The organism is Mesorhizobium sp. B2-3-13 (genome assembly GCF_006442195.1).
Classification (GTDB): Bacteria; Pseudomonadota; Alphaproteobacteria; order Rhizobiales; family Rhizobiaceae; genus Mesorhizobium; species Mesorhizobium salmacidum.
This window is the reverse complement of sequence record NZ_VFVQ01000019.1, coordinates 16,173-40,596: the sequence shown is the minus strand read 5'-3', so window position 1 is coordinate 40,596 and position 24,424 is coordinate 16,173. Positions and strand designations below refer to the sequence as shown.

The window sequence follows — 24,424 nt, the reverse complement described above, 5'->3', positions numbered from 1 at the left end:
GCCTGGAATTTGGTTATTTCTTGGCGTTCTGGTTAGCGACCGGTTCGCCCTTGACGCGCACGTCGGCGATCGTCGAGCGCAGTGCCGTCACCTTGGTGCCGCCGCCAAGATCGATCTCGAGCTCGTTGTCGTCGATCACCTTCGTCACCTTGCCGACGAAACCGCCGCCGGTGACGACGGTGTCGCCGCGACGAACCGCCGCCAGCATCTCGCCGCGCTTCTTCAGCTGCGTGCGCTGCGGGCGGATGATCAGAAAATACATGATCACGAAAATCAGGACAAACGGCAAAATGCTGATGAACATATCGGGAGAGGCGCCGCCGATGCCTTGGGCGTATGCCGGTGTCACGAACATCGAGGTACTCCTGAATTTTGAAAAGCAGCCGCCAAACAGTTAAGCGAGATTTGGCGGCCCCGCGAAATTTGGCCGGAATATAGTCGGTAAAGTTGCCAATGCAACTGCGCGGCCGGGCAAATCCGCTGCTTTTCCGGCCTGTTTAGCCGTGTTAGAGCAGGATCACGAAAACCGACACCCGGTTTTCGGAAAAGATCACGTTCGAACAAATGGTTGCAACCGGTTTCGAAACCGCCGGAATCGAACCGGGTCCGCCTGCCATCGCAAGAACCAAAGCAAAAGACCTGATATGACCGATACCAGCATCGACGCCCTGAACCAGAAACTGGACCGCCTGATCGAGGCCGTCAGCCGCCTCGCTCCGCCGCCCGTGCCTGAAACCGACCTCAACGTAGCCGATTGCTTCGTCTGGCAGGCCGATCCCGGTTATCTGGAGCCGGTGGGCAAGGTAAACCGCGTCGACATTGGCCTGATCCGCGGCGTCGACCGCGTCCGCGACATCCTCGTCGACAATACCGAGCGCTTCGCCGCAGGCTTCGCTGCCAACAACGTCCTGTTGTGGGGCGCGCGCGGCATGGGCAAATCGTCGCTGGTCAAGGCCGTGCATGCGCAAATCAATGCCAAGACCCACTCCGGCCTGCCGCTGAAGCTGATCGAAATCCACCGCGAGGATATCGATACGCTGCCCAAGCTGATGAGCCTGCTGAAGACGGCTCCCTTCCGTGTCATCCTGTTTTGCGACGACCTCTCCTTCGATCATGACGACACGTCCTACAAGTCGCTGAAGGCAGCGCTCGAAGGCGGCGTCGAGGGCCGCCCGGCCAACGTCATCTTCTACGCCACCTCGAACCGCCGCCACCTGTTGCCGCGCGACATGATCGACAATGAGCGCTCGACTGCCATCAACCCGTCCGAAGCGGTCGAGGAAAAGGTCTCGCTGTCCGATCGTTTCGGCCTGTGGCTCGGCTTCCACAAATGTTCGCAGGACGAATATCTCGACATGATCAATGGCTATGCCAGCCACCACGGCCTCGACATCGACCCCGAGCAGCTACGGGCAGAGGCGCTGGAATGGGCAACGACGCGCGGCAGCCGCTCCGGCCGCGTCGCCTGGCAGTTCACGCAGGACCTGGCCGGCCGGCTTGGCAAGCCATTGAAGGATTGAGGCGTTTGATCGCGTCGCCAACGCGATCAAACGCCAATGTCATTTGGGCGGCTGCGCCCGTCGCAGGTCGCGCGGCGTTTGGCCGATCTCGCGGCGCATCCAGTGCGCCAGATGTGACTGGTGCGCGAAGCCCGTCATTTCAGCCACTTCGCTTGTGCTGAGATCGCCTCGCTGCAGCAGAACACGTGCGCGTTCGACGCGACGTCGCAACACATAGCGGTGCAGGGTGACGCCCGTCGCCACCTTGAACCATATCCGCAAATGCGAGCTGCTCGCGCCGGCAACACGGCTTAGTTGATGGATCGAAAGCGGCTCGTGGAGAGCCGCCTCGATGTGTTCCAGCACGCGCTGGAGCTGGGCATTCGACAATCGGTTCGTTCGATCGATATCAGGTTCACCGAGGCCAAGCAGCCGCACCGCCAGTGCGGCGCCAATACTGTCGGCAAACAAAGGATCGCTCGGCGAATTTGCGTTCAGCTCACTCTCGAGCGCTCGAGCGAGATGTTCGATGCGCTGGTCACGAAGCAGGTGACGCGTGTCGAGCCGCAATGCCTGCGCCTTGCCGCCAAGCTCCGCCGCCACCCTTTCCATCAAGGCTGGCTGCAACGCGATCTCGATCGTGTCGAACGAGGTTTCGGCCTCGAAGCCGCCCTCCTGACCGGCCGGCACCAGATCAATATCGCCGGCGCGCCTGACGAAATATCGTCCGACCTGATTGCAGTAGGAGCGCGTCGCAGCGCTGGCATGCACCATGATGCGATGGTGTGGCGCCCGGGACAGGCGGTGGACGCCGGCTTCGATATGCCGGGAGGCTATTGTTACGTCGGACGCGACTTGGGCCGGAGCGTATTGCGAACGCATGTCTCTCGATTCATAGCAAAACCTGTTCAAGATTTGGCAATTCCCGCGCGATTTTCAATGCCTTGGACCTGTACTCACGCCTCTCCTTCAAACTTGGACGAGAGGTTATGCCATGAGTTTTTATGTTGTTGTCGGAGCCGGCCCGGTCGGTCGCGAAACCGCTCGCCTTCTTGGCGAGGAAAGAGATGATGTCGTCCTCACCAGCCGGAGTGTCGGTTCGAACGCATTGCGGAATGTACGGGTCGTGCAGGCCGACGCCACCGATGCGTCGGAACTCGCGCGTGTCTGCCAAGGCGCCGATGCCATCTTCATGTGCGCCATGGCCGCCTATCACAGGTGGCCGACCGATTTTTTCCCCATCATCGACGGCACCGTGCGCGCGGCGGAAGCGGTCGGCGCGAAGCTCATCGTGCTGGGAAACCTGTATGGCTATGGGGAAAATGCCGACAGCCCGCTTCGCTCCGACCTTCCTCTGGACCCGACTTCAAAGAAAGGAACCGCGAGGACAATCATGTGGCAGCGGGCGGTCCGTGCCGACGTACCGGCGATCGAAGTGCGGTCGAGCGACTATCTCGGGCATGGCGCCATCAGCTACTTCTCGCTGGTCGCTCTGCCCTCCATCATCGAGGGAAAGCCCACCGCTTTCATTGGAGACCTCGATGCGACGCATGCGTGGACCTTCACCAAGGACGTCGCCAGGACGCTTGTCGCGGCCTCCCGTTACGCGGGCGAATGGGGGCGCGCGTTTCACGTCCCCTCGCAATACGCCTCACCCAGGCAGCTCATCCAGAAAACCGCTGCGATGCTTCGACGAGAGGTTTCAGAAATCCGATCCTATTCCACTGCCGAGATGGAGGCATCGGGCATGCATGAACTCATCGAGATGAGCTATCTTTTCGAGAACCCCTTGCTGGTCGATTCTTCCGACGCCGAGATGCTTCTCGGTATCAAGGCCAGCAGCCTTGAGGTTATGATCGCCGACACGCTACGCGATCATCTTTGAGCCTTGAGAAGAAGGCATCCGACAAAACTGAAAAAGCCCGCTCCTTTCGGGGCGGGCCTGAGCCGGCGGGCCGGACTGGAGGTCAGACGGCCCGCAAATCGCTTTTTTATTCTATTCGAGATAGCCTGACGGATCGACCGGAGCCGAGTTCTTGCGCACTTCGAAGTGCAGCTTCGGCGAATCCGTCGTGCCGCTCATACCCGAGAGTGCGATTTCCTGACCGCGCTTGACCTTCTGGCCGCGCTGCACCTCGATCGAGCTGGCATGCCCATAGACGGTGACCAGACCATTCTCGTGACGCACCAGCACCGTGTTGCCGAATTCCTTCAGCCCGTCGCCGGCATAGATGACGACGCCGTTCTCGGCCGCCTTGACCGGCGTTCCTGCCGGCACGGCGATGTCGACGCCGTCCTTGCCGGATCCGAAACCGGAAATCACCCGGCCGCGAACCGGCCAGCGCATCTTGCCGATCCCAGTGGCACCCGGCGCCACCGCGTCGTCGTCCTCGGCCTGCTGGATGACCTTCGCGTCCTTCTTCGGCGGCGTGTAGGATGCCAGCGTTTCCGACGGCGTGGTCTTTGCCGGAGCTTGCGTGGTTGCCGTGGTCACCGGATCGACCTTGGCCGGCTTGGCGCTGGCTACTGTCGCTGTTCCGCCCGCCGGCACCTTCAGGGTCTGGCCGATTTTGAGCAAGCCATCCTTCATGCCATTGGCCTGCTTCAGCGCGACGACGCCGACGCCGGTCTTCCTGGCAATCGAGGACATCGTGTCTCCCGACTGGACCGTATAGGTGCCCGCGGAGCCGGTTGCCTTGGCCGGCTGCGCCGGCTTGGGCTCCTTGGGCTGGCTCGCGGCGGCCGACGCGTCGACCTGAGCCGCGGACTTACCCTCCTTGAGCTTAGGCTGCTGCGGCAGCACGGCGACCTTGTCCGGCGCGGTGGCCGGCAGATCGTGCTTGCCGTCTTTCGCCGGCTTTGCGTCGACAACCTTCGGCTCGCCCTTGCTTGAATAGCCATAGGCCGGGATGACGATCTTCTGGCCGGTCTTCAGCCCCTTGGTTGGGCTCAGGCCGTTCACCTTCATGATGACATCGGCCGGCACCTTGTAATGCGCAGCCAGGCCGGAAATGGTCTCGCCGTCCCTGACGACGATTTCTGTCGCGTGCGGTGTGCCTGCCTGGGCCATCCTCGGCTCGTCGGGCTGGGCATTCTTGAAAGGCTTGGCGGCCGGCGCGACAGCACCGGTCGTCGTCCTGTCGACATGAGGAGCGGGCCGAACCAGGGCCGGCGCCGATGCGACGCGCACCGGATTGGCGGCGGGCGCGAGCGCTGGAGCCGGCTGCGCCTGCGCGGAAGCCGGCGGCGGCAATGGCCGGCTGGAAACCGGTTCGAGACTGGAGCGACTGACCGACTGCGTATGGCTGCCGTCGAGCGGAGCTGCCGAGACATCGCCCGGATAGGGCTGCACCGCATCCTGCTTGTTGATGATGGCGCGCTGATTGTTTGTCGAGGAGGTGAAGACGTCATCGACACTGTTGAACCGCGAAGCCTGGGAACTGCACCCGGCCGCCGCGCCCGCAATCATCAGAACAGCGCAGCCCCGCGCCAGATTGCGACTATTTGCCTTCAAAACACTGAGTTGCATCGCACTAACCCGCACAAACGCTGCACCAACTGGACAGGATTAAAGCGCGTTAATGTTACTGGCCGGTTAACCCATTAGAATCCGACGAAAATTTTCTTAAAACATTTGAGGATGGTCAGCGATGCCGATAGCCGGGCCCGAAAGGGATCTGGCAGCCGGCCTGAAACTAGATAACCGCTGCCAGGCTGCGCAGAATTGGTTGCAGCCGCACCATGCCGATATCCTCGCGTTCGAAACGGCTGCCGACCTTGGTGAGCTTGGCCAGCACCTGCTCGCCCTCCTCCGGCCCGATCGGCGCGATGACGATGCCGCCGCTCGACAACTGGTCGAGCAGGAAACGCGGCAGGCTGTCGAACGCCGCCCAGGCCACGATGCGGTCAAACGGCCCCTCATTGGGCAATCCGTTGGAACCGTCGGCCTGGCGCACGATGGCATTGCCGATGCCGAGCGCCTCGAATCGCTGCCGGGCTTGCTCGACCAGCGTTTTGTAGCGATCGACGGTCACGACGCGCGCCGCCAGCCGCGACATGACAGCCGCCGTGTAACCTGAGCCGGTGCCGATTTCGAGCACGCGGTTTCCCGCTTCGATGGCGAGTGCGGCGATCACCGCCGCCTGCATGTCAGCCCCTTCGATCGCTTCGCCGCATTCGATCGGCAGCATGCGATCCGACCAGGCGATCGGGTGGAACTGCGCCGCCAGGAAGCCGCGCCGCGGTGTCGCCTCGAAAGCCGCGACCAGCGCCTTCGGCACCGTTCCCCTGCCGCGCAGGCGCAGCAAGAAAGCGGCAAATCCTTCGCGATCGTCGATTGGAAAGCCTTGGTTCATGCAAGCGCCTTGCTCAATTGGTCACGGGTCTCATGCGCGGTAAGGTCAAGCTGCAACGGCGTCACCGACACCAGCCGGTTGCGCAGGGCAAAGAGATCGGTTCCCTGCTTGCCTTCGACCGGCTCGCGGCCGAAGCGCAGCCAGTAATAAGGCAGGCCACGGCCGTCGCGGCGCTCGTCGACCCACAGGCTGTGCACCAGCTTGCCCTGCGTGGTGACCACAGTGCCGGCCACCTCCTCGGGAAGGCAGTTGGGGAAATTGACGTTGAGCAGGACGCCATCGGGCAGCGGCGCCGCGACGAGCTTCTTCAGCAGCGCCGGCGCCAGCGCTTCGGTCGTCTCGTAAGGGACGACACGGTCCTCGCCGACATAGCTGTAGCCCTGGCTGAGAGCGATCGACCTGATGCCGAGCAGCGCGCCTTCCATGGCACCGGCGACGGTGCCCGAATAGGTCACATCATCGGCGATGTTGGCGCCCGAATTGATGCCGGACAGGATCAGGTCGGGGGCATCGGGCAGGATCTTTCTGACGCCCATGATGACGCAATCGGTCGGCGTGCCGCGCACGGCAAAATGCTTCTCGCCGATTTTTCGCAACCGCAGCGGCTCCGAGATCGACAGCGAATGGGCATAACCCGACTGGTCCTGCTCCGGCGCCACCACCCAGACATCGTCGGACAGTGTGCGGGCGACGCGCTCGAGCGACGCCAGGCCCTCGGCATGAATGCCGTCGTCGTTGGTCAGAAGAATGCGCATTATTTCGATTCGATCTTTTCCAGACCGCCCATGTAAGGCCGCAGCACTTCAGGAATGGTTACGCTGCCATCCTCATTCTGGTAGTTTTCGATGACAGCAATAAGCGCGCGGCCGACAGCGGTGCCCGAACCGTTGAGCGTATGGACGAAGCGGTTGCCCTTGCCGTCCTTGTCCTTGTAGCGGGCGTCCATGCGGCGCGCCTGGAAATCGCCGCAGACCGAACAGGACGAGATTTCGCGATAGGCGTTCTGGCCGGGCAGCCAGACCTCGATGTCATAGGTCTTGCGCGCGCCAAAGCCCATGTCGCCGGTGCACAGCACCATGGTGCGGAACGGCAGGCCGAGCCGCTTCAAGACCTCCTCGGCGCATTGCGTCATCCGCTCGTGCTCGGCCAGCGAGGATTCCTGGTCGGTGATCGACACCAGCTCGACCTTGTAGAACTGATGCTGACGCAGCATGCCCCGCGTGTCGCGGCCGGCCGAGCCTGCCTCCGAACGGAAGCAGGGCGTAAGCGCGGTGTAGCGCAGCGGCAGTTTCTCATGCGCGGTGATCTCCTCGCGCACGAGGTTGGTGAGCGGCACTTCGGCGGTTGGGATCAGGCCAAGCCTGCCCTCCCCGTGCGGCGTGAAGAACAGATCCTCCTCGAATTTTGGCAACTGGTTGGTGCCGAACAGAACGTCGTCCTTCACCATCAGCGGCGGGATGATCTCCTCATAGCCGTGCTCGGTCGTGTGCAGGTCGAGCATGAATTGGCCGATCGCGCGTTCCATCCGCGCCAGGCCGCTCTTGAGCACGGTGAAGCGCGAGCCCGACAGCTTTGCCGCGCGCTCGAAATCCATCATGCCGAGCGCTTCGCCGATCTCGAAATGCTCCTTCACCCAGTTGGGCCGCGTCGGCGCCTTGCCAACGACATGCCTGACGACATTGTCATGCTCGTCCTTGCCGACCGGCACATCGTCGAACGGCACATTGGGCAGCACCGCCAGCGCGTCGTTCAGCGCCTTGTCGAGCTCGCGCTCGCGCGCCTCGCCGTTCTGGATGAAGGTCTTGATCTCGCCGACTTCGGCCTTGAGTTTTTCAGCGAGTGCGGCATCGCCCGAACGCATGGCGTTGCCGATCTCCTTCGAGGCGGCGTTGCGGCGCTCCTGCTTGGTCTGCAGTTCAGTGACGTGCTCCCGCCGCGCCTCGTCCTTGGCGATTAGCTCGTCGACCGTGGACTGCGCCTCCTCGGGCGACCACGAGCGCTTGACCAGCGCCTCGACAAGGGCCTTCGGGTTGTCGCGAATCCATTTTATGTCAAGCATGGTCTATCCGTCCTCAAACTAGGCTTGAGGGGCGTAAACCGCATCCTTGATCGATGCAAGATGGGCTGATTGCTGTTTTCCGCTGCTGTCGCAGCCCCTGTTGTCCTACGAAGCAGCTGGCGCTGGCGGCTCGTCCGGCGCCTTGTCCGCCACGGTCTGGCCGGCTTCCTGCTTCTCGCGGGCAAGCCGCTGTTTTTCCTGATCCCGCTCGATCCATCGCGCGGCCCAGATGGAGACCTCGTAGAGAAGGATGGTCGGAATGGCCAGACCGATCTGGCTCATCGGATCTGGAGGTGTCAGCACCGCGGCCACGATGAAGGCGATGACGATCGCCCATTTGCGCTTTTCCGCCAGCGCTTTGGACGACAGCATGCCGACACGCGTCATCAAGCTGGTCACCACCGGCAGCTGGAACACCAGGCCGAAGGAGAAGATCAGCGTCATGATGAGGCTGAGATATTCCGACACTTTCGGCAGCAGGGAAATCTGTACCTGGTCGTCCGTGCCGACCTGCTGCATGGCGAGGAAGAACCACATCACCATCGGCGTGAAGAAGAAATAGACCAGCGAGGCGCCCATCAGGAACAGGATGGGCGATGCGATCAGGAACGGCAGGAAGGCATTGCGCTCGTTCTTGTAGAGGCCGGGCGCGATGAATTTGTAGATCTGCGTGGCGATCAACGGAAAGGCGATGACCATGCCGCCGAACATGGCGAGCTTGACCTGGGTGAAGAAAAACTCTTGCGGCGCGGTGTAGATCAACTCGACCTTGTGCGGGTCGAGCCCCGCCCATTTCGTCGCCCATTTGAAGGGGACGACCAAAATGTTGAACAGCCTCTTGGCGAAAAAGAAGCAGACCAGGAAGGCTACGAAGAAGCCACCGAGCGACCAGATCAACCGCCTGCGCAACTCGATCAGGTGCTCCATCAGCGGCGCCGACGATTTTTCGATCTCGTCCTTTTCCTTGTCCGAAACGCTCACTTGGCGGCTCCAGCCGTCTTTTTGGTCGCCTGCTTCTTCGCCGGAGCAGGCTTCGGTTCGGCTTTCGTCCCAGCCTTGGCGGCGGTCGACTTGGCGGCAGGCTTCGTCACGGCCGCGGCTGCAGGCGTTGCCGCTGTCGTGGCCTTCGTCGGCGCCTTGGGCGGGGGTACGGCTTTTGCCGTCGGCGCGGGTGCGGCTTTTGCCGTCACGGCCTTCGCGGACGTCGAGGCCTTGGACGGCGCCTTCGCAGCCGGTGCCGTCTTCGCGGTTTTCTTAGCTGCCTTCGGCGCAACGGCAGATTCCGTGGATACCGCCACCACCGATTCATCGGTCATCGCCGGCAAAATCGGGGCTGGTGTCGTGGCTTCAGGCCCGTTGACGCCAGGCATGGTCGTTGCACCGTTCTTCAACGGCTCGGCCGCCTGTGGCGTCGAAGCGGCGGGGGCCGACGGATCGGCCGCTGGTTTCGGCTTCATCACGGCGTCGACGCCGGCGCGCACATCGGCCGCAGCCTGCTCGAACGGATTAAGCTGCTTCTTGATCTCGGCAACCGGGCTCAGGCCCCTGAGCTCGTCGACCGACTTCTTGACGTCGTCGAGCTCGGCTTCCTTCAACGCCTCGTTGAACTGCTTCTGGAAGTCGCCCGCCATGGCGCGCAGCTTCGCCGCCGTGCGGCCAAAGGTGCGCAGCATGTTGGGCAAATCCTTTGGCCCGACGACCACGATCATGACGATCGCGATCACCAGCATTTCGGTCCAGCCGACTTCAAACATGGCAATCTGTTCCGACTAGAACTCTTTGGCTCAGCTCTTGCTGGCCTTTTCCTTCGCGGCCGAAACGGTCTCATCGGCACGGTGTTCGACGGTGCGCTTGTCGTCGGCGACGTCGTCGTCGGCCATGCCCTTCTTGAAGCTCTTGATGCCCTTGGCCATGTCGCCCATCAGCTCGGGGATCTTGCCGCGGCCGAACACCAGAAGCACGATGACCAGCACGATCATCCAGTGCCAAATCGAAAATGAACCCATAGCAAATCTCTCTCGAATGGTTTCCCTGGCGATGATCTATGCGTTTTCGCGTTGGGATTCAAACACAACCGCGACAGAGTTTATGAAAGGGTGTCGGATGTCACGCATTTTCAGCGAAGCGGCCCGCTACCAAACGGCGCATGTAAAGGCGTAAAGCGGCTTTTGATAGGCGCTCGTGGTCAATCTTCCGTGACGCGCGGCGTCAGCAGACCGAGCTCCTCGAGATCGATGTCGGTCAACGGATCCTCGTCTTCCGTCAGCACGTCGGGATCGGCGGGCGGCTGCGGTATGGAGAAGTTCGATGGCATGCGGCCTGAGAGCAGACCAGCGCCCTTCAGTTCCTCCATACCCGGAAGATCGCGGATCTCCTCGAGCGCGAAATGGTCGAGGAAGGTTTCGGTGGTGCCATAGGTGACGGGACGGCCGGGCGTTTTGCGCCGGCCGCGCATGCGCACCCATTCCGTCTCGAGCAGCGTATCCAGCGTCCCCTTCGAGGTCTCGACGCCTCTGATGTCCTCGATCTCGGCGCGCGTCACCGGCTGGTGATAGGCAATGATCGCCAGCACCTCGAGCGCCGCCCGCGACAGTTTTCGCTGCTGCACCGTATCGCGGCTCATCAGGAAGGCCAGGTCGCCGGCGGTGCGGAACGCCCAGGCGTCGCCGACCCGCACCAGATTGACGCCGCGCCGGGCGTAGATCTGCTGCAGCTCTGTCATGGCGAGGGCGACGTTGATGCCATCGGGAAGCCGTGCGGCGAGCTGCTTATCGCTGACGGGCTCGGCGCTGGCGAACACGATCGCCTCGGCCATGCGCACGGCTTCCGCCATATGCAGCCGCTCGGCCGGATTCTGTACCGAAGCCTGGTCGATCTCACCCACTTCCGGCTCATCGTCCATCTTGAAAGGAATGACCGAAGCGTTGGCGCGTTCGCTCATGATGCCACCTCGACTGCCTTGATTGTCTGTGCGCGGTGGTCGCGCAGATAGATCGGTGCGAACACCTCGTCCTGCCGCATATCCATCTTGCGCTCGCGCACCAGTTCCAGTGTGGCCGCGAACGAACTGGCGATCGCGGTGCGCCGCTCTTGCGGGCTGGTCAGATATTGGATGAGGAAGCTGTCGAGCGTCGTCCAGTCGCGCAACGAGCCGATCAGCCGGGTCAGGATGTCGCGAGCATCCTTGAGTGACCAGACACCGCGCCTGGCGATCGTCACATTGGTGATCGCCTGCTTCTGCCGCTGCTGGGCATAGGCGGTCAAGAGATCGTAGAGCGAAGCCGAATAAGTGTTGCGCTTCTCGATGATGACCATTTCCGGCATGCCGCGCGCGAACACGTCGCGGCCGAGCCGGTTGCGGTTGACCAGCCGCGCCGACGCGTCGCGCATAGCTTCGAGCCGCTTCAACCGGAATTGCAGCACCGCCGCCAGTTCCTCGCCGCTTTCGCCTTCTTCGCCCGGCTGCTTGGGGATCAGGAGCTTCGATTTGAGAAACGCCAGCCACGCCGCCATCACCAGATAATCGGCGGCAAGTTCGAGCCGCAGCGCCCTCGCTGTCTCGACAAAGGTCAAATATTGCTCGACCAGCGCCAGGATCGAAATGCGCGCCAGGTCGACCTTCTGGGTGCGGGCAAGATGCAAGAGAAGATCCAGCGGGCCTTCGAAGCCGGCCACGTCGACGACCAGCGCCGGGTCGCCCGTCAACCGTGACTCATCGTTCTCGGCCCACAGACGGTCCATCGGTGCAGCCTTCGCGGCCTTGCTTTCCAATGCTTCCGCCACTGCCTGTCACGTCCTCTTGCTAAGCCACCGCGTCGAAATAGGTGGCGAATTCGGCACGGATCTCGGTTTCTTCGGCCGCGTCGCGCTTGCTTATATAGGTCATCGCCCGCTTGGCGCGCTCCAGCGACGTGCCTTCAAGCCCCGTGGTGCGCGATGCGATGCCAGCCATCTCCTCAAAAACACCGTTGCAGTGAAGGACCAGATCGCAGCCCGCCGCAAGGATCGAGGCCGCCTTTGTCGGGAAATCCCCAGAAAGTGCCTTCATCGATGTGTCGTCGCTCATCAGCAGTCCATCGAAGCCGATCTCGCGTCGAATGATCTCGTCGATGACCTTGCCGGAAGTCGTCGCCGGGTTCTTGGGGTCTATCGCGCTGTAGACGACATGCGCGGTCATTGCCATCGGCAGATGGTTGAGCTCGCGGAACGGAGCAAAGTCGTGCCGCTGCAGATCGCTGAGCGAGGCGTCGACGACAGGCAGTTCGAAATGCGTGTCGGCAAAGGCCCGGCCGTGCCCCGGAATATGCTTCATCACGGGCAGCACGCCACCCGACATCAGGCCCTCGGCCGCGGCGCGGCCGAGTTCGATGACCGGACGCGGATCCTTGCCATAGGCGCGCGCGCCGATGACATCGCTGGCCCCTTCGATCGGCACGTCGAGCACCGGCAGGCAATCCGCCGATATGCCGTAGCGCAGCAGGTCGAAGGCATGCAGCCGCGCCATCAGCCAGGCGGCGCGGGCACCGGCGTCGTGGTCATCGCGCCACAGCGCCCCAAGCGCGCCACCGGCCGGATAGTTCGGCGCCAGCGGCGGCCGCAGGCGTTGTACCCTGCCGCCTTCCTGGTCGATGAACACCAGCGCGTCGGCGCGTCCGATACAGTCGCGCATTTCGGCGACCAGATCGCGGATCTGCTCGGCCTCGCCGATATTGCGGGCAAACAGGATGAAGGCCCACGGGCATTCGTTGCGATAGAAATTGATTTCTTCGCGGGTGAGCGATTTCCCGGCACAGCCGAGGATCATGGATTTTGATTCGGTCATTTCAGAAGTCTAGGGCTTCGCGCGATCAAAGGGAATCATGCCTGACCGCATGCGGCGGACTGCAAGACATGCTTCCACATGAAAAAGTCAGGCATATGAATGTCGCCATATGAAAAAGCCGGCGTGGCCTTGGGCCGCGCCGGCTTTGGGAGATGGATCGAGGTCTAGCGCGAGACGAAGCAGTTGCCGCCCGCAGCCTTGTAGCTGGTGCACAAATTGATGGCATCGTTGCGCGACTGGGCCGGAACGCGGACGCGGTAGAACGTGCCCTTGCCGGCAATCTCGGCCTTGACGATGTTGGCGGTGCGGCCGGAAAGCACGCTGCCATAGCGGCGCTGCAGATCCTGGTAGGTCGATTGGGCGCTGTCCACCGTCGGCTGCGAAGCGATCTGTATCGACCACGAACCGCTGCCGGTCGCGGTCGAGGCCGGATCGATGGAAGCGACCTGATCGGGCTTGACCTCGCCGACCACGTCGACCGGCTGGTCGGACGGACGCTGCGGCGCGATCGCAACCTTGGCTGGCGTATTGGCCGACTGCGTCTTGGCTTCAGCCTTGGCAGGCTTGGCGGCGGGCTTCAGAGCCGGCTCATCGTCGGCCCGCGCGGCGGCGGGCGCCACGGTGCCGGTCTGGTCGGTGCCGGTCTGGTTAGTGCCAGTCTGGTCAGTGCCAGTCTGGTCAGTGCCAGTCTGGTCGGCCTCGGCCTGACCGGCAGGCGCCACATGCTGTGGCGCCGGATCGGTCGGCTCCGCCGCGGCCACCTGAGGTGCCGCCGGTGCCGGGTCTTCGCGCGCCACCAGTGAGCCGTCGGATTTGACCACCATGGTCCTGACCTTGCGCGGCGCAACGGCAACGACATTATTGTTGGTGCCCATGTCGGCGTCCTGCAGGACCTGGGCGATGCGATCCTCCGACTTCGGCGAGGGCGTCGCATTGTCGGCCGAGGCCGCGCCGGCGGTCGAAACATCGCCACCACTATCCGTGCCGGCGGCGGCGTTCTGGTCGGGGGAAAGATCGACGGCGCGGGCCGCGTCCTTCGCCTGCACGTTCACCGGTTCCTCGACGTTGGTGACAAGCTTCTGCTGGACCGGCTCGGCGGGCTTCGCACCCTTGACCACCGCGTCATAGACCTTGTTGTCCTGGTTCGGCACCACGGTGCCGCCCGGATTTTCCGGCTTGATCTTGATCGGCGAATTGTCGGCCTTGACGATCACCGGAGCTTCGCTGCCGCCCTTGCCGCCAAAAGACAGCGCGAAGGCGCCAAGACCGCCAGCGACCGCCACGGCACCGACAATCGCGGCAATGAACAGGCCGCGCCGGCCCGACGACCTGGCGGCTTCCCGCTCGCCGAGGCCCGGAACCGACATCGCTTCGTCCAGTTCGGGATCGTAGTCGAGTTCATCGACGGTAAAATCGTCCGCCTGCGAGACCGGCTGGCTGCCGGGCAGATTGTCGAGATCGAAGCCTTCGGCAGCATCGGCATAGGCCGAAGCCGCCGACGCGCGGGCAGCCATTTCCGCCGGCCGTGCCGCATAGGTCCGCGCCTCCGGCTGATAGGCTTGCCTGGGCTCTTCGGATCCCGGATTGGCTGCGCCATATCCCGGATTGGCCGCGCCATATCCCGGATTGGCCGCGCCATATCTGGGATTGACGCTGTCATAGCCCGGATTGACCCTGTCATATCCCAGATTGACGCCGTCATATCCCGGATTGTACCCGGCATTGTAGGATTCGTCGGCATAAGCGGCGGCGCTGGCGTCGGCAGGCGCGACCTCCACGGAATTCATCTCAGTCAGAAGACTGGCGAATTCGGCGTCGAGATCGTCATAACCGGACGCTGCCGGCTGATCTTCCTCGAAATGCAACTCTGGAATGTCTAGATCGTCAGCCAGCGCCACGACACGCTCCGGCACATCGACCGTCTCGACATCGGGCATCTCTTCATAGCTTGAGGACTGCGGCGCCTGCGGTGCCGACACCGGAGCCATATAGGGAGCAGCTGCAGCCGGCTCGGCCGAACGGTAGGAAGGCACCGTGGCCACTTCCGGCGCTGCCGTCCTGGCCGCCGTCGAGGCGACAGGCTGCGCGGCAAATGCCGGCTGTTGGGGGACCGGTGTCACGCGGCTCCAAGAACGGGCAGGCTCCGACTGTGCGGAGCGATCCGCCAGCCAATCAAGCGAATCGGCCTGATCCCGCCGGGACGCTGTTTCGTCATGCGAATCGATGCTTTTGGCCAGGGCGGCATCCAAGGCATCATTGTCGAGATCGACATCGCCCAGTTCAGCGCCATCCGAACCGAAATCCTGGTCCTGAAGTTCATCGAGCAACAGGTCGTCGAGGTTGGCGCCGGCGGCCTGGGCGGATCCGGCGTGATGCACATCCTCGGATACTGCTTCATCGAGATCCCAGTCGAGATCACCAACAAGATCGGCGGGTTCCTCCGCGACCTTTGCTGTCGCGCCGAGAGGCGGCTGAACGGGTACCGCGGCCGGCTGGTTCACGACAGGCTGAGCCATGACCGGCTCCTTGGCCGATGGCGGCGTGCGCGCGGTCATGGCGCCAAGAAGCGCGTTCAACTCGTCTTCGAGGCTTCGTTCGTCCGCGATGGGGGCTTGCACTGGCGGCACAATGGTTGCCACGGGCGCTGCCGACTGCGCCGGAGCCGCGGCGATTTCAGCGACGGGCTCTTCGCCAGGTAGGGCAAACGCCTCGTCCAAATTCAGGTCGAAAGAGTGGCCCGAAATGGCTTCAACACCTGGAATCTCGTCCGTCGTGTCGACGGCATCGGCAAGCAACTGGTGCGCTTGCGTGTCGTCAAAAGCCTCTGGCTCATCCGCCTGAACATCCACGTCGACATCTGCCATGGCGTCTTCGAAGTGACCCACGAAATCCTCTTCGGAGATCGCCTGGGTCTCACTCGCGGCGGCCAGTACAGGTTCTGGATATTCGACAGCAGCCTCTTGGCGCTGATGGTCGTCGAGCATCAGCTCGTCTTCGAGCGAGATGGCGACCGCATCGTCGACTTCATGATTGGAGGCCGGCTCGACGGCCACCGGCACTTCGGCAACCGGCGATTCAACGGCATACCGGGTCTCGGCTGCCTCGTCCTCGATATGGAAATCCTGGTCGAGCGAGGCGGCAAGCTCGTCCTCTATTGGCAGATCGTCGTCGAAGGACGAAACGTCTTCGAGAGAACTGGCGACGGCACTGTCGAAAGCGGCGTCCAAGGCAGGCTCGACGGACAGCACGGCTTCCGAGGCGCCAGGGTTCGCATGGCTGGCGGCGACCGCCTGGTCATCGACTTCAGCCATGTCCAGGTGGAAATCGTCATCGAGCGACAGCGCAAGATCGTCGTCCGCCACATCGACGGCCATCGGCTCGAATGCCGGCTCACGAGCTTCGACAACTGGAGCAGCAACGCTATCGAGAGCGTCGAACTCGCCCATCAGTTCCTTCTCGAGATCGATGTCGAAATCGCTCTCTCGCGCAGCCCCATCGGCGACAGCGGCTTTCGGCTCGGCCGGCTTGACCGGCTGGCGTGGGTCAAATCCCATGATCCTGGTCAGTTCCGCGAACGGATCATCCTCGCCGATATCGTTGTTGTCGGCTACTCTCAGCTGGGTTCTGTCTGCCATTATTGTTCCCGAACTCGCACTCATTCGGACGCCTTGGACGTCGCGCAGGGTTGGCCCTTACCAGCGCAATGTGGGCAAAAGGTGACAGGTTTTTTAGTCAAACCTAACGCATTTCGGTGGGCGCGGCGGCTCCGATCAACGTCAGGCCGGACGTCAGAACATCCGAAACAGCCTGCACCAGCCCTAGTCTGGCATGCGTCAATTGTCGGTTGTTAACCTTAACAAAACGTAAGTCCGGATTATCCGTGCCACGGTTCCAGTGTCCATGGAAACTGGAAGCCAGATCATAGAGATAAAATGCCAGCCGATGCGGCTCGAGCGCAAGAGAGGCGGACTCGATCAGACGCGGATATTCAGCGAGTTTTCGGATCAGGCCGATTTCACCTTCGTCGGTCAGCGACGTTACCGCGGCCGCCAGGCCGTTGCGATCGAAATTCGCCTCCCCCAACTGTTCGCTCGCTTGCCGGAACACCGAATGGCAGCGCGCCGAGGCATACTGCACGTAGAACACCGGATTGTCCTTGGACTGCTCGGTCACCTTGGCGAAGTCGAAATCGAGCGGCGCATCGTTCTTGCGATAGAGCATCATGAAGCGGATCGGATCGCGTCCGACTTCCTCCACCACCTCGCGCAGCGTCACGAAGTCGCCGGACCGCTTCGACATACGCACCGGCTCGCCATCGCGAAACAGCTTGACCAGGTTGCACAAGAGGACGGTGAGCTTGACGTCGTCGCCGGCAATCGCCCGCGCCAAGGCTTCCAGGCGCTTGACGTAGCCGCCATGGTCGGCACCGAGAACATAGATCAGGTCGACGAAGCCGCGATCGACCTTGTCCTTCAGATACGCCACATCGGCGGCGAAATAGGTGAACGAGCCATCGGACTTGACCAGCGCCCGGTCCATGTCGTCGCCGACGGCGGTCGAGCGGAACAGCGTCTGTTCGCGGTCTTCCCAGTCGTCCGGCTTCTCGCCCTTGGGCGGCGGCAGCTTGCCCTTGTAGATATGGCCCTTCAGCGTCAGGTCGTTGATCGCAGAGCGGATCTTCCGGGCATTGTCTGCATGCAGCGTGCGTTCGGAGAAAAACACGTCGTGGTGGACGTTGAGCAGCGCCAAGTCCTCGCGGATCATCGCCATCATCGCATCGATGGCGCGATCCTTGACGATAGCCAGCGCCTCCTCGTCCGGCATCTGCAGCAGGCCCCGGCCAAATTCCTTGGCTAGCGCCTGGCCAAGAGGGACGAGATAGTCGCCCGGATAAAGCCCTGGTGGTATCTCGCCGATGTCGTCACCGAGCGCCTCGCGGTAGCGCAGTATGACCGAGCGGCCAAGCACGTCGATCTGCCCACCGGCGTCGTTGATGACATATTCCTTGGTCACGTCGTAGCCGGCGAACGCCATCAGGTTGGCGAGCGCATCACCGACGACGGCACCCCGGCAATGGCCGACATGCATCGGCCCGGTCGGGTTGGCCGAGACATATTCGACGTTGGTTTTGTGGCCGGCGCCGATCGTCGAACGGCCATAATTGCGCCCCTCGCCCAGAAGCGCCGACAAATGCGCCTGCCAGAAACCGTCCTTGAGCCGCAGATTGACGAAACCCGGACCGGCGACCTCGGCGGCGGCGACGTCCCTGTCGGCCCGTAGCGCTTCCGCCAGTTTCTCGGCCAGCGCGCGCGGGTTTTGTCCGGTCGGCTTGGCCAGCACCATTGCCGCGTTGGTCGCGAGATCGCCGTGTGTGGCGTCGCGCGGCGGCTCGACGGCGATACGCGACAGATCAGGCGAAACGCCGTCCTTGTCTTTCAGGTCAAGCGCTTCGACAGCTTTTACGACTCGCGCGGTGAAATCGGCGAAGATGTTCATGGTGTATGCTCTGGCGGCTTTGTGACGAATCCGGCCCGTTGGCCGGCAAATCGAGCCCGCCCTAGCTCAAATCCGGGGTGCGGTCAAACAAACGCCTGTGTTCCTTGAGCGCGTAGGTGTCGGTCATGCCGGCCAGGAAATCGGCGACGCTGCGCGCCTTGATGCGATCCTGCGCGCGGTCCAGCCCTTCGCGCCAGCCGTCCGGCATGGCGCGCGGATCGGCAAAATAGACATCGAACAGGTCCCTGACGATCTGCTCGGCGTCCGCGCGCACCCGCATGACCTCCTCGTGCCGGTAGAGGTGCTTGTAGAGGAAGGCCTTCAGTTCCTTCTCGGCTTCCGCCATCTCGGCCGAAAAGGTCACCATCGTCTCGCCCGCCGCCCTTACCGCGTCGGCACTCGGCGGCCTGATCCGCTCCAGATTGGCGGTCGTCGACTTGATCACATCCTCGACCATGGCCGTGATCTGCCGCCGCATCAATTCGTGGCCGGTGCGCACGTCATCAAGCCTGGGATAGCGCTCACGCACACTCTTCAGGATCGTTCCGGGCAGCGAAACGGCCTTCAGCATGTCCAGCGTCAAAAGCCCTGACCGCAGCCCATCGTCGATATCATGCGTGTTGTAGGCGATGTCATCGGCAATCGCCGCGCACTGCGCTTCGATGCCGGCGAACCGGTCAAGTTCGAGATCCTGCAATTGCGAGTAGTCGCGGATCGCCTGCGGTACCGGCCCTTTCAGGCCCTGGCCGCTGCTGTCGGTGAGCGGACCATTGTGCTTGACCAGGCCTTCCAGCGTTTCCCAGCTCAGATTGAGCCCATCGAATTCGGCGTAGCGAGCCTCCAGCCTGGTCACGATGCGCAGCGATTGTGCGTTGTGGTCGAAGCCGCCCCAAGCCGCCATCTTTTCGTTCAGCGCGTCCTCGCCTGTGTGGCCAAAGGGCGTGTGGCCGAAATCATGCACCAGCGCCACCGCCTCGGCGAGATCCTCGTCGCCGCGCAGCGCCCGCGCCAGCGCACGCGCGATCTGCGCCACTTCGATCGAATGCGTCAGCCTTGTGCGGTAGTGGTCGCCTTCATGGGCGATGAAGACCTGCGTCTTGTGTTTGAGCCGCCGAAACGCCGTCGAATGGATGATTCGGTCGCGGTCGCGCTGGAACGGCGTGCGGGTCGGACTTTCCACCTCATCGAACAGCCGGCCGCGCGAGCGGGCCGGATCCGTGGCATAGGCCGCGCGTGGCCGATAGCCGAATCCGATGTCGCCAAGCTCATTTGTCATGGCTGATGCTGCCGCAGTTGACTTGCCCCGTCGCGCTTCATACCTATCATGTGAAACCGAAAGCAAGGTGACGCCTATGGGCGCAGATGCCAAGACCGCCATGAAAGTCGAGATGACCGAGGCTGCCGCCAAGCGGATCGCCAGGATTGTTTCGGCCGAAGCCGGCAAGACAGCGCTGCGCGTTTCAGTCGAAGGCGGCGGCTGCTCCGGCTTTTCCTACAAGTTCGACCTGGTCGACACACGCAACGACGACGACGTCGCTATCGAAAAGGACGGTGCCACGGTGCTGATCGACGATCTGTCCCTGGTCTATATGGGCGGTTCGGTCATCGACTTCGTCGACGATTTGATGGGCCAGTCGTTCCAGATCAGGAACCCGAATGCGGTCGCCTCCTGCGGCTGCGGCACCAGCTTCTCCATCTAGGACCGAGATGCCCGCAACCGGCGCGGTTCGTCAGGTTGCGCTCTCCGCCGGTCGCGACCTCGACGCGACGTTGGCCTTTTGGCGCGATGTCCTCGGCATGAGCGTTCATGCCCGCTACGATCCGCCCGGCATCGCCTTCATCATGGCCGGCGATGTCAGGCTGTTGTTCACCGATGGCATCCCGGCCGGCACCATCTATCTCGATAGTGTTGGCCTCGAAGCCTTCCACGCCGAGGCAAGGGCAGCCGGTATTCCCTTCACCGCGCCCCCGATGCTGGTCCATCGCGACACCGAGGGGCAGTTCGGTCCGGCGGGGGAAAGCGAATGGATGGCCTTTCTAAAGGACCCGGCAGGCAATACGATCGGACTCGTCGAACGCCTTCCGTCGCAGGAACAATGAGACCGTCATGAAAATCGTCACCTGGAACATCAATGGCGTGCGCGCCCGCATCGGCAACCTGACCCATTGGCTGACCGAAAGCGCGCCCGACATCGTCTGCCTGCAGGAGATCAAGACGGTCGACGAGCAGTTCCCGCGCGCCGAGATCGAGGCGCTTGGCTACAATGTCGAAATCCACGGCCAGAAGGGCTTCAACGGTGTCGCGCTGCTGTCGAAGCTGCGCTTCGACGAAGTTATCAAAGGCCTGCCGGGCGACGATGCCGACGAACAGGCGCGTTTCATCGAAGGCGTGTTCTCGACCGACAAGGGGGCGCTTCGCGTCGCCTCGCTCTATCTGCCGAACGGCAACCCGATCGATGACGAGAAGAAGTTTCCCTATAAGCTGTCCTGGATGGCGCGGCTGGAGCTCTGGGCGCAGGAGCGCCTGAGGCTGGAAGAGGCGCTGGTGCTGGCCGGGGACTATAACGTCATCCCCGAGCCGGTCGACGCGCGATTTCCCGAGAACTGGCTGAGCGACGCGCTGTTCCAGCCGCAGACGCGGCAAGCCTTCCGGCGGCTTTTGAACCTCGGCTTCACCGAGGCGGTGCGCGCGGTCACCGATGCCTCGGACACCTACACCTTCTGGGACTATCAGGCCGGCGCCTGGCAGAAGAACAACGGCATCCGCATCGACCATCTGCTGTTGTCGCCGGAAGCCGCGAACAGGTTCTCATCGGCCTCGATCGAAAAGCATGTGCGCGCCTGGGAAAAACCGTCCGATCACGTCCCGGTTGCCATCGACCTCGCCTTGCTGCCGGCCTGACCTGGGGCCTGCCGCTGCGGGCTAGTGCCGGGCGCGCCGATACCGGAGGACCTCATATCGCCACATTCCGACGCATGATGGGAGATCATCATGGCGGCCGGGGTTCCCATGACCATTCGATTTGCTCTTTGTCCGATCGGCTTGGCATTCGCCACGGTCGCGATCGTGCCGGCTCTCGCCGCGCAGGAATGTCTTGCCAATGGAAAATCCTATCCGGTCGGCCAGGTCGCCTGCCTGACGGTCGCCGATCAGAGTCATTTGGCTCGCTGCGACATGGTGCTCAACAACACATCCTGGACCAAGGTTGGCGATAGCTGCCCCGCAAACACCATGGCGCCGCACGTGCAAGTCACGCCGATCTCGACACCCGCGCCAAGCATGGTGCCGACGGAACCGACCGAAAACTGATTTTCTTCTGGATTGCCTCGCCTTCAGGTCGAGATGAGCCTTGATAGGCCGACGCTGCCCCTCGGTGCCTTGCTGGCGTTTGTTGCTCGAAAAGCCAAGCAGTTGGCTTTTCGTCCACTACACGGATCGCTCCTCCGCTCGTCGCATAGTAACGGGAGAAAAGCCTACTGATCGGTGTTGTTGCCCTTGGTCAGGATATCGTCCGCCAGCGAGATCGCGGTGCGGCGGTCGGCTTCGCCGGCCGCGGCGAACGCCTCTTCCTGCATGCCGCGGATCCAGGGCTGATCGGCCGGCGACGCACGCTCGAGGGCCGCGGTCATCATCGCCAGGCCACGCACGATCTTGCCGCTCTGGAACAACAGGTGGCCAAGCGTCGCCTGTGCGCCGGCATGGCCCTTCTCGGCGGCGAGCTGGAACCAGCGCCCGGCCTGCTTGACGCTGGCCTTCACGCCGCCCTCGCCCTTCAGGAACATCTGGCCCATCTCGAACTGGGCGTTCGGATTGCGGTAGTTGGCGGCGGCGCGCATGTAGTATTCCTGCGCCGCCACCTCGTTCTCGGTGACCGGGCTGCCGGGAATGCCCGTGCGCAGATAGTCACCGAGCGCCACCAGAGCGTCGGAGACGTAGCTTTCTTCCGGAGAGCCGGGCTCGACGTCCTGGTCGACGATCTCCGAGAAGAACTTGAACGCCTCATAATCGTCGCGGGCCACGCCGTCGCCTTCGGCATACATGCGGGCAAGCTTCCAGGTGGCGCCGATCTGGCCGTTTTCGGCGGCGTATTTATAGGCCTCGGCGGCCTGCTCCTTGTGGCCACTCTTGTAGGCGGAGAAACCGAACTGGAACACCGCCCAGGGGCTCGACTGCGGCTTCACGCCGGTCTTGTCGTCGAACACCTTGTCGTCGAAGGCCATGGCCTGGCCCACGGCGCCAAAGATCGCAACCGCGACCAGTGCCGAAAGGACGGATGACCTCAACAACTCTGGTGTTGACTTCAACAACTCAGATATCCGCATAGCAGTGTGTTTCTTTCGCACCGCCCGGATGGGTGACCGCGCCATCCCTGGCGGACCCTACCGTTTGTGCGTATTTCCATATCGCGCCAGACTGATAGTCGGTCGTGCGCGTCTTCCAAGTCTTCGCTCGCGCCGCCAGCTCGCTCTCGGACAGCGCCACCTCGATCGTGCCGTTCACCGCGTCGATCGTGATCACGTCGCCATCCCTGATGAGACCGATCGGGCCGCCCACCGCCGCTTCCGGCCCGACATGGCCGATGCAGAAGCCGCGTGTCGCGCCCGAGAAGCGGCCATCGGTGATCAGCGCCACCTTGCCGCCCATGCCCTGGCCGTAGAGTGCCGCCGTCGTCGACAGCATCTCGCGCATGCCCGGGCCGCCGCGCGGTCCTTCATAGCGGATGACCAGAACCTCGCCTTCCTGATAGGCGCGGTTCGTCACCGCCTCAAAACATTCCTCTTCCGAATCGAAGCAGTGCGCCGGGCCGGAGAATTTCAACTCCGCCATGCCCGCGACCTTCACGATCGCGCCTTCGGGGGCAAGGTTTCCCTTCAACCCCACGACACCGCCGGTTTGGGTAATAGGTCTGTTGGCCGGGCGGACCACATCCTGGTGTTCATTCCAGGCAACGTGCTCCATATTTTCGGCCAAAGTACGGCCAGTGACCGTCAGGCAATCGCCATGCAGATAGCCGTGGTCAAGCAGCGTCTTCATCAGCAGCGGGATGCCGCCTGCCTCGAACATGTCCTTGGCGACATATTTGCCGCCTGGCTTGAGGTCGGCGATGTAGGGCGTCTTCTCGAAGATTTTCGCCACGTCGAACAGGTCGAACTTGATCCCCGCCTCATGCGCGATCGCCGGCAGATGCAGTGCCGCATTGGTCGAGCCGCCGGTGGCCGAAACCACGGTCGCCGCGTTTTCCAGCGCCTTCAGCGTGACGATGTCGCGCGGGCGGATGTTTTTCGCGATCAGCTCCATGATCTTTTCGCCCGAGGCGAAATTGAAACGGTCGCGCATTTCGTAGGGCGCCGGTGCGCCGCAGGAATAGGGCAGCGCGAGGCCAATTGCCTCCGCGACGGTGGCCATGGTGTTGGCGGTGAACTGGGCGCCGCAGGAACCGGCCGACGGACAGGCGGCCTGCTCGATTTCAAGCAGCTCGGCATCGTCGATCGTGCCGACCGAGTGCTGGCCGACCGCCTCGAACACATCCTGCACGGTGATCTGGCGGCCGCGATAGCTGCCGGGCAGGATCGAACCGCCATAGATGAAGATCGACGGCACGTTGAGCCGCACCATGGCCATCATCATGCCGGGCAGCGACTTGTCGCAGCCGGCGAGGCCGACCAGCGCATCGTAGCAATGGCCGCGCATCGTGAGCTCGACCGAATCGGCGATGACCTCGCGCGACACCAGGGACGACTTCATGCCTTGGTGGCCCATGGCGATGCCATCGGTGACGGTGATGGTGCAGAACTCGCGCGGCGTGCCGTTGGCGGCTGCGACGCCCTTCTTGACCACCTGCGCCTGGCGCATCAGCGAGATGTTGCAGGGTGCTGCTTCGTTCCAGCAGGACGCGACGCCGACCAGCGGCTGCGCGATCTCGGCCGCCGACAGGCCCATGGCATAGAGATAGGACCGGTGCGGCGCACGCGCCGGACCGACAGTCACATGGCGGCTAGGGAGCTTAGCCTTTGAAATGACCTTGGCGTCCATTCTCATCCTTGCCGCGGGCGGTGCGGCCTGTCCCATCGCCGAGCCTTTTGGAGCATGTCCCGGGACAAGATCGAGGTGCGCCGGGTTTATGGCGGGAAATAGGCAATTTCCCCGGCCTGCCCCTTAGCGGAGGGGTTGTTCAGAAAGTGTTGCTGAAAC

General features: G+C 62.9%; 23 protein-coding genes. 6 read left to right on the top strand and 17 right to left on the bottom strand.

From position 1 onward, the window contains the following. Positions 1-13: 13 nt before the first annotated feature. Positions 14-355, bottom strand: coding sequence for a preprotein translocase subunit YajC (gene yajC, locus FJ941_RS21570; protein WP_010909882.1), 342 nt, complete (start codon positions 353-355; stop codon positions 14-16). A gap of 289 nt (positions 356-644) precedes the next feature. Between yajC and FJ941_RS21565 the strand changes: the two genes are divergently transcribed. Next, the gene (locus FJ941_RS21565) at positions 645-1,520 is read left to right on the top strand and encodes an ATP-binding protein (RefSeq protein ID WP_140508750.1); all 876 of its coding nucleotides are present in this window, start codon (positions 645-647) and stop codon (positions 1,518-1,520) included. 39 nt (positions 1,521-1,559) lie between these two features. Here the strand turns inward: FJ941_RS21565 and FJ941_RS21560 are convergent, their stop codons facing one another. Further along, complete coding sequence (locus FJ941_RS21560; protein WP_140508748.1) at positions 1,560-2,381, bottom strand: AraC family transcriptional regulator; 822 nt, start codon at positions 2,379-2,381, stop codon at positions 1,560-1,562. A 112-nt stretch (positions 2,382-2,493) separates the two neighbouring features. Between FJ941_RS21560 and FJ941_RS21555 the strand changes: the two genes are divergently transcribed. Next, on the top strand, positions 2,494-3,384 hold the full coding sequence (locus FJ941_RS21555) for an NAD-dependent epimerase/dehydratase family protein (protein WP_140508747.1): 891 nt from the start codon (positions 2,494-2,496) through the stop codon (positions 3,382-3,384). Positions 3,385-3,495: 111 nt separating this feature from the next. Here FJ941_RS21555 and FJ941_RS21550 read toward each other — a convergent pair whose 3' ends face one another. From FJ941_RS21550 to FJ941_RS21490, 13 genes are all read right to left on the bottom strand, one after another. Further along, positions 3,496-5,028: a peptidoglycan DD-metalloendopeptidase family protein gene (locus FJ941_RS21550; protein WP_140508745.1), complete on the bottom strand. Its 1,533-nt coding sequence runs from the start codon at positions 5,026-5,028 to the stop codon at positions 3,496-3,498. 166 nt (positions 5,029-5,194) lie between these two features. Then, entirely contained in the window at positions 5,195-5,854 is a 660-nt protein-coding gene (locus tag FJ941_RS21545; RefSeq protein ID WP_140508743.1) for a protein-L-isoaspartate(D-aspartate) O-methyltransferase, read from the bottom strand. Continuing rightward, entirely contained in the window at positions 5,851-6,609 is a 759-nt protein-coding gene (gene surE / locus FJ941_RS21540; RefSeq protein ID WP_140508741.1) for a 5'/3'-nucleotidase SurE, read from the bottom strand. The genes FJ941_RS21545 and surE overlap by 4 nt, the downstream gene beginning before the upstream one ends. After that, positions 6,609-7,913: a serine--tRNA ligase gene (gene serS, locus FJ941_RS21535; protein ID WP_140508740.1), complete on the bottom strand. Its 1,305-nt coding sequence runs from the start codon at positions 7,911-7,913 to the stop codon at positions 6,609-6,611. Before serS ends, surE begins: the two co-directional genes overlap by 1 nt. A gap of 105 nt (positions 7,914-8,018) precedes the next feature. Continuing rightward, complete coding sequence (gene tatC / locus FJ941_RS21530) at positions 8,019-8,894, bottom strand: twin-arginine translocase subunit TatC (protein WP_140508738.1); 876 nt, start codon at positions 8,892-8,894, stop codon at positions 8,019-8,021. Continuing rightward, positions 8,891-9,667, bottom strand: a complete 777-nt coding sequence (gene tatB, locus FJ941_RS21525; protein ID WP_140508737.1) for a Sec-independent protein translocase protein TatB — start codon at positions 9,665-9,667, stop codon at positions 8,891-8,893. The genes tatC and tatB overlap by 4 nt, the downstream gene beginning before the upstream one ends. Positions 9,668-9,697: 30 nt before the next feature. Next, complete coding sequence (locus FJ941_RS21520) at positions 9,698-9,919, bottom strand: twin-arginine translocase TatA/TatE family subunit (protein ID WP_015317533.1); 222 nt, start codon at positions 9,917-9,919, stop codon at positions 9,698-9,700. A gap of 179 nt (positions 9,920-10,098) precedes the next feature. Then, positions 10,099-10,854 carry an SMC-Scp complex subunit ScpB gene (scpB, locus tag FJ941_RS21515; protein WP_140508735.1) on the bottom strand — a complete coding sequence of 252 codons (756 nt, stop codon included), beginning with the start codon at positions 10,852-10,854 and terminating at the stop codon, positions 10,099-10,101. After that, positions 10,851-11,654: a ScpA family protein gene (locus FJ941_RS21510; RefSeq protein ID WP_140508733.1), complete on the bottom strand. Its 804-nt coding sequence runs from the start codon at positions 11,652-11,654 to the stop codon at positions 10,851-10,853. The genes scpB and FJ941_RS21510 overlap by 4 nt, the downstream gene beginning before the upstream one ends. A 61-nt stretch (positions 11,655-11,715) precedes the next feature. Then, complete coding sequence (gene nagZ / locus FJ941_RS21505; RefSeq protein WP_140508731.1) at positions 11,716-12,735, bottom strand: beta-N-acetylhexosaminidase; 1,020 nt, start codon at positions 12,733-12,735, stop codon at positions 11,716-11,718. A gap of 164 nt (positions 12,736-12,899) precedes the next feature. Then, positions 12,900-16,370 (bottom strand): SPOR domain-containing protein, encoded by a 3,471-nt coding sequence (locus FJ941_RS21500; protein ID WP_140508730.1) that lies wholly within the window; start codon positions 16,368-16,370, stop codon positions 12,900-12,902. Between the two features lie 103 nt (positions 16,371-16,473). Beyond that, positions 16,474-18,231 carry an arginine--tRNA ligase gene (gene argS, locus FJ941_RS21495; RefSeq protein WP_140508728.1) on the bottom strand — a complete coding sequence of 586 codons (1,758 nt, stop codon included), beginning with the start codon at positions 18,229-18,231 and terminating at the stop codon, positions 16,474-16,476. 61 nt (positions 18,232-18,292) lie between these two features. Then, entirely contained in the window at positions 18,293-19,507 is a 1,215-nt protein-coding gene (locus tag FJ941_RS21490) for a deoxyguanosinetriphosphate triphosphohydrolase (protein ID WP_140508727.1), read from the bottom strand. Positions 19,508-19,583: 76 nt separating this feature from the next. Between FJ941_RS21490 and erpA the strand changes: the two genes are divergently transcribed. From erpA to FJ941_RS21470, 4 genes are all read left to right on the top strand, one after another. Then, positions 19,584-19,931: an iron-sulfur cluster insertion protein ErpA gene (gene erpA / locus FJ941_RS21485; protein WP_140508725.1), complete on the top strand. Its 348-nt coding sequence runs from the start codon at positions 19,584-19,586 to the stop codon at positions 19,929-19,931. A gap of 7 nt (positions 19,932-19,938) precedes the next feature. Further along, on the top strand, positions 19,939-20,331 hold the full coding sequence (locus FJ941_RS21480) for a VOC family protein (protein ID WP_140508723.1): 393 nt from the start codon (positions 19,939-19,941) through the stop codon (positions 20,329-20,331). A 7-nt stretch (positions 20,332-20,338) separates the two neighbouring features. Next, positions 20,339-21,133, top strand: a complete 795-nt coding sequence (gene xth, locus FJ941_RS21475) for an exodeoxyribonuclease III (RefSeq protein WP_140508721.1) — start codon at positions 20,339-20,341, stop codon at positions 21,131-21,133. A gap of 90 nt (positions 21,134-21,223) precedes the next feature. Continuing rightward, entirely contained in the window at positions 21,224-21,541 is a 318-nt protein-coding gene (locus FJ941_RS21470; RefSeq protein WP_181166059.1) for a hypothetical protein, read from the top strand. Between the two features lie 164 nt (positions 21,542-21,705). Here the strand turns inward: FJ941_RS21470 and FJ941_RS21465 are convergent, their stop codons facing one another. Next, the gene (locus FJ941_RS21465) at positions 21,706-22,554 is read right to left on the bottom strand and encodes a tetratricopeptide repeat protein (protein ID WP_027146788.1); all 849 of its coding nucleotides are present in this window, start codon (positions 22,552-22,554) and stop codon (positions 21,706-21,708) included. Next, on the bottom strand, positions 22,541-24,265 hold the full coding sequence (gene ilvD, locus FJ941_RS21460) for a dihydroxy-acid dehydratase (RefSeq protein ID WP_140508717.1): 1,725 nt from the start codon (positions 24,263-24,265) through the stop codon (positions 22,541-22,543). The genes FJ941_RS21465 and ilvD overlap by 14 nt, the downstream gene beginning before the upstream one ends. Between the last annotated feature and the right edge of the window lie 159 nt (positions 24,266-24,424).

What these genes read in the sequence shown, in the direction of transcription:
- yajC (WP_010909882.1), bottom strand. Translation starts at nt 355, where the DNA reads ATGTTCGTGACACCGGCATACGCCCAAGGCATCGGCGGCGCCTCTCCC.
- FJ941_RS21565 (WP_140508750.1), top strand. Translation starts at nt 645, where the DNA reads ATGACCGATACCAGCATCGACGCCCTGAACCAGAAACTGGACCGCCTG.
- FJ941_RS21560 (WP_140508748.1), bottom strand. Translation starts at nt 2,381, where the DNA reads ATGCGTTCGCAATACGCTCCGGCCCAAGTCGCGTCCGACGTAACAATA.
- FJ941_RS21555 (WP_140508747.1), top strand. Translation starts at nt 2,494, where the DNA reads ATGAGTTTTTATGTTGTTGTCGGAGCCGGCCCGGTCGGTCGCGAAACC.
- FJ941_RS21550 (WP_140508745.1), bottom strand. Translation starts at nt 5,028, where the DNA reads ATGCAACTCAGTGTTTTGAAGGCAAATAGTCGCAATCTGGCGCGGGGC.
- FJ941_RS21545 (WP_140508743.1), bottom strand. Translation starts at nt 5,854, where the DNA reads ATGAACCAAGGCTTTCCAATCGACGATCGCGAAGGATTTGCCGCTTTC.
- surE (WP_140508741.1), bottom strand. Translation starts at nt 6,609, where the DNA reads ATGCGCATTCTTCTGACCAACGACGACGGCATTCATGCCGAGGGCCTG.
- serS (WP_140508740.1), bottom strand. Translation starts at nt 7,913, where the DNA reads ATGCTTGACATAAAATGGATTCGCGACAACCCGAAGGCCCTTGTCGAG.
- tatB (WP_140508737.1), bottom strand. Translation starts at nt 9,667, where the DNA reads ATGTTTGAAGTCGGCTGGACCGAAATGCTGGTGATCGCGATCGTCATG.
- FJ941_RS21520 (WP_015317533.1), bottom strand. Translation starts at nt 9,919, where the DNA reads ATGGGTTCATTTTCGATTTGGCACTGGATGATCGTGCTGGTCATCGTG.
- scpB (WP_140508735.1), bottom strand. Translation starts at nt 10,854, where the DNA reads ATGAGCGAACGCGCCAACGCTTCGGTCATTCCTTTCAAGATGGACGAT.
- FJ941_RS21510 (WP_140508733.1), bottom strand. Translation starts at nt 11,654, where the DNA reads ATGGACCGTCTGTGGGCCGAGAACGATGAGTCACGGTTGACGGGCGAC.
- nagZ (WP_140508731.1), bottom strand. Translation starts at nt 12,735, where the DNA reads ATGACCGAATCAAAATCCATGATCCTCGGCTGTGCCGGGAAATCGCTC.
- FJ941_RS21500 (WP_140508730.1), bottom strand. Translation starts at nt 16,370, where the DNA reads ATGGCAGACAGAACCCAGCTGAGAGTAGCCGACAACAACGATATCGGC.
- argS (WP_140508728.1), bottom strand. Translation starts at nt 18,231, where the DNA reads ATGAACATCTTCGCCGATTTCACCGCGCGAGTCGTAAAAGCTGTCGAA.
- FJ941_RS21490 (WP_140508727.1), bottom strand. Translation starts at nt 19,507, where the DNA reads ATGACAAATGAGCTTGGCGACATCGGATTCGGCTATCGGCCACGCGCG.
- erpA (WP_140508725.1), top strand. Translation starts at nt 19,584, where the DNA reads ATGGGCGCAGATGCCAAGACCGCCATGAAAGTCGAGATGACCGAGGCT.
- FJ941_RS21480 (WP_140508723.1), top strand. Translation starts at nt 19,939, where the DNA reads ATGCCCGCAACCGGCGCGGTTCGTCAGGTTGCGCTCTCCGCCGGTCGC.
- xth (WP_140508721.1), top strand. Translation starts at nt 20,339, where the DNA reads ATGAAAATCGTCACCTGGAACATCAATGGCGTGCGCGCCCGCATCGGC.
- FJ941_RS21470 (WP_181166059.1), top strand. Translation starts at nt 21,224, where the DNA reads ATGGCGGCCGGGGTTCCCATGACCATTCGATTTGCTCTTTGTCCGATC.
- FJ941_RS21465 (WP_027146788.1), bottom strand. Translation starts at nt 22,554, where the DNA reads ATGCGGATATCTGAGTTGTTGAAGTCAACACCAGAGTTGTTGAGGTCA.
- ilvD (WP_140508717.1), bottom strand. Translation starts at nt 24,265, where the DNA reads ATGGACGCCAAGGTCATTTCAAAGGCTAAGCTCCCTAGCCGCCATGTG.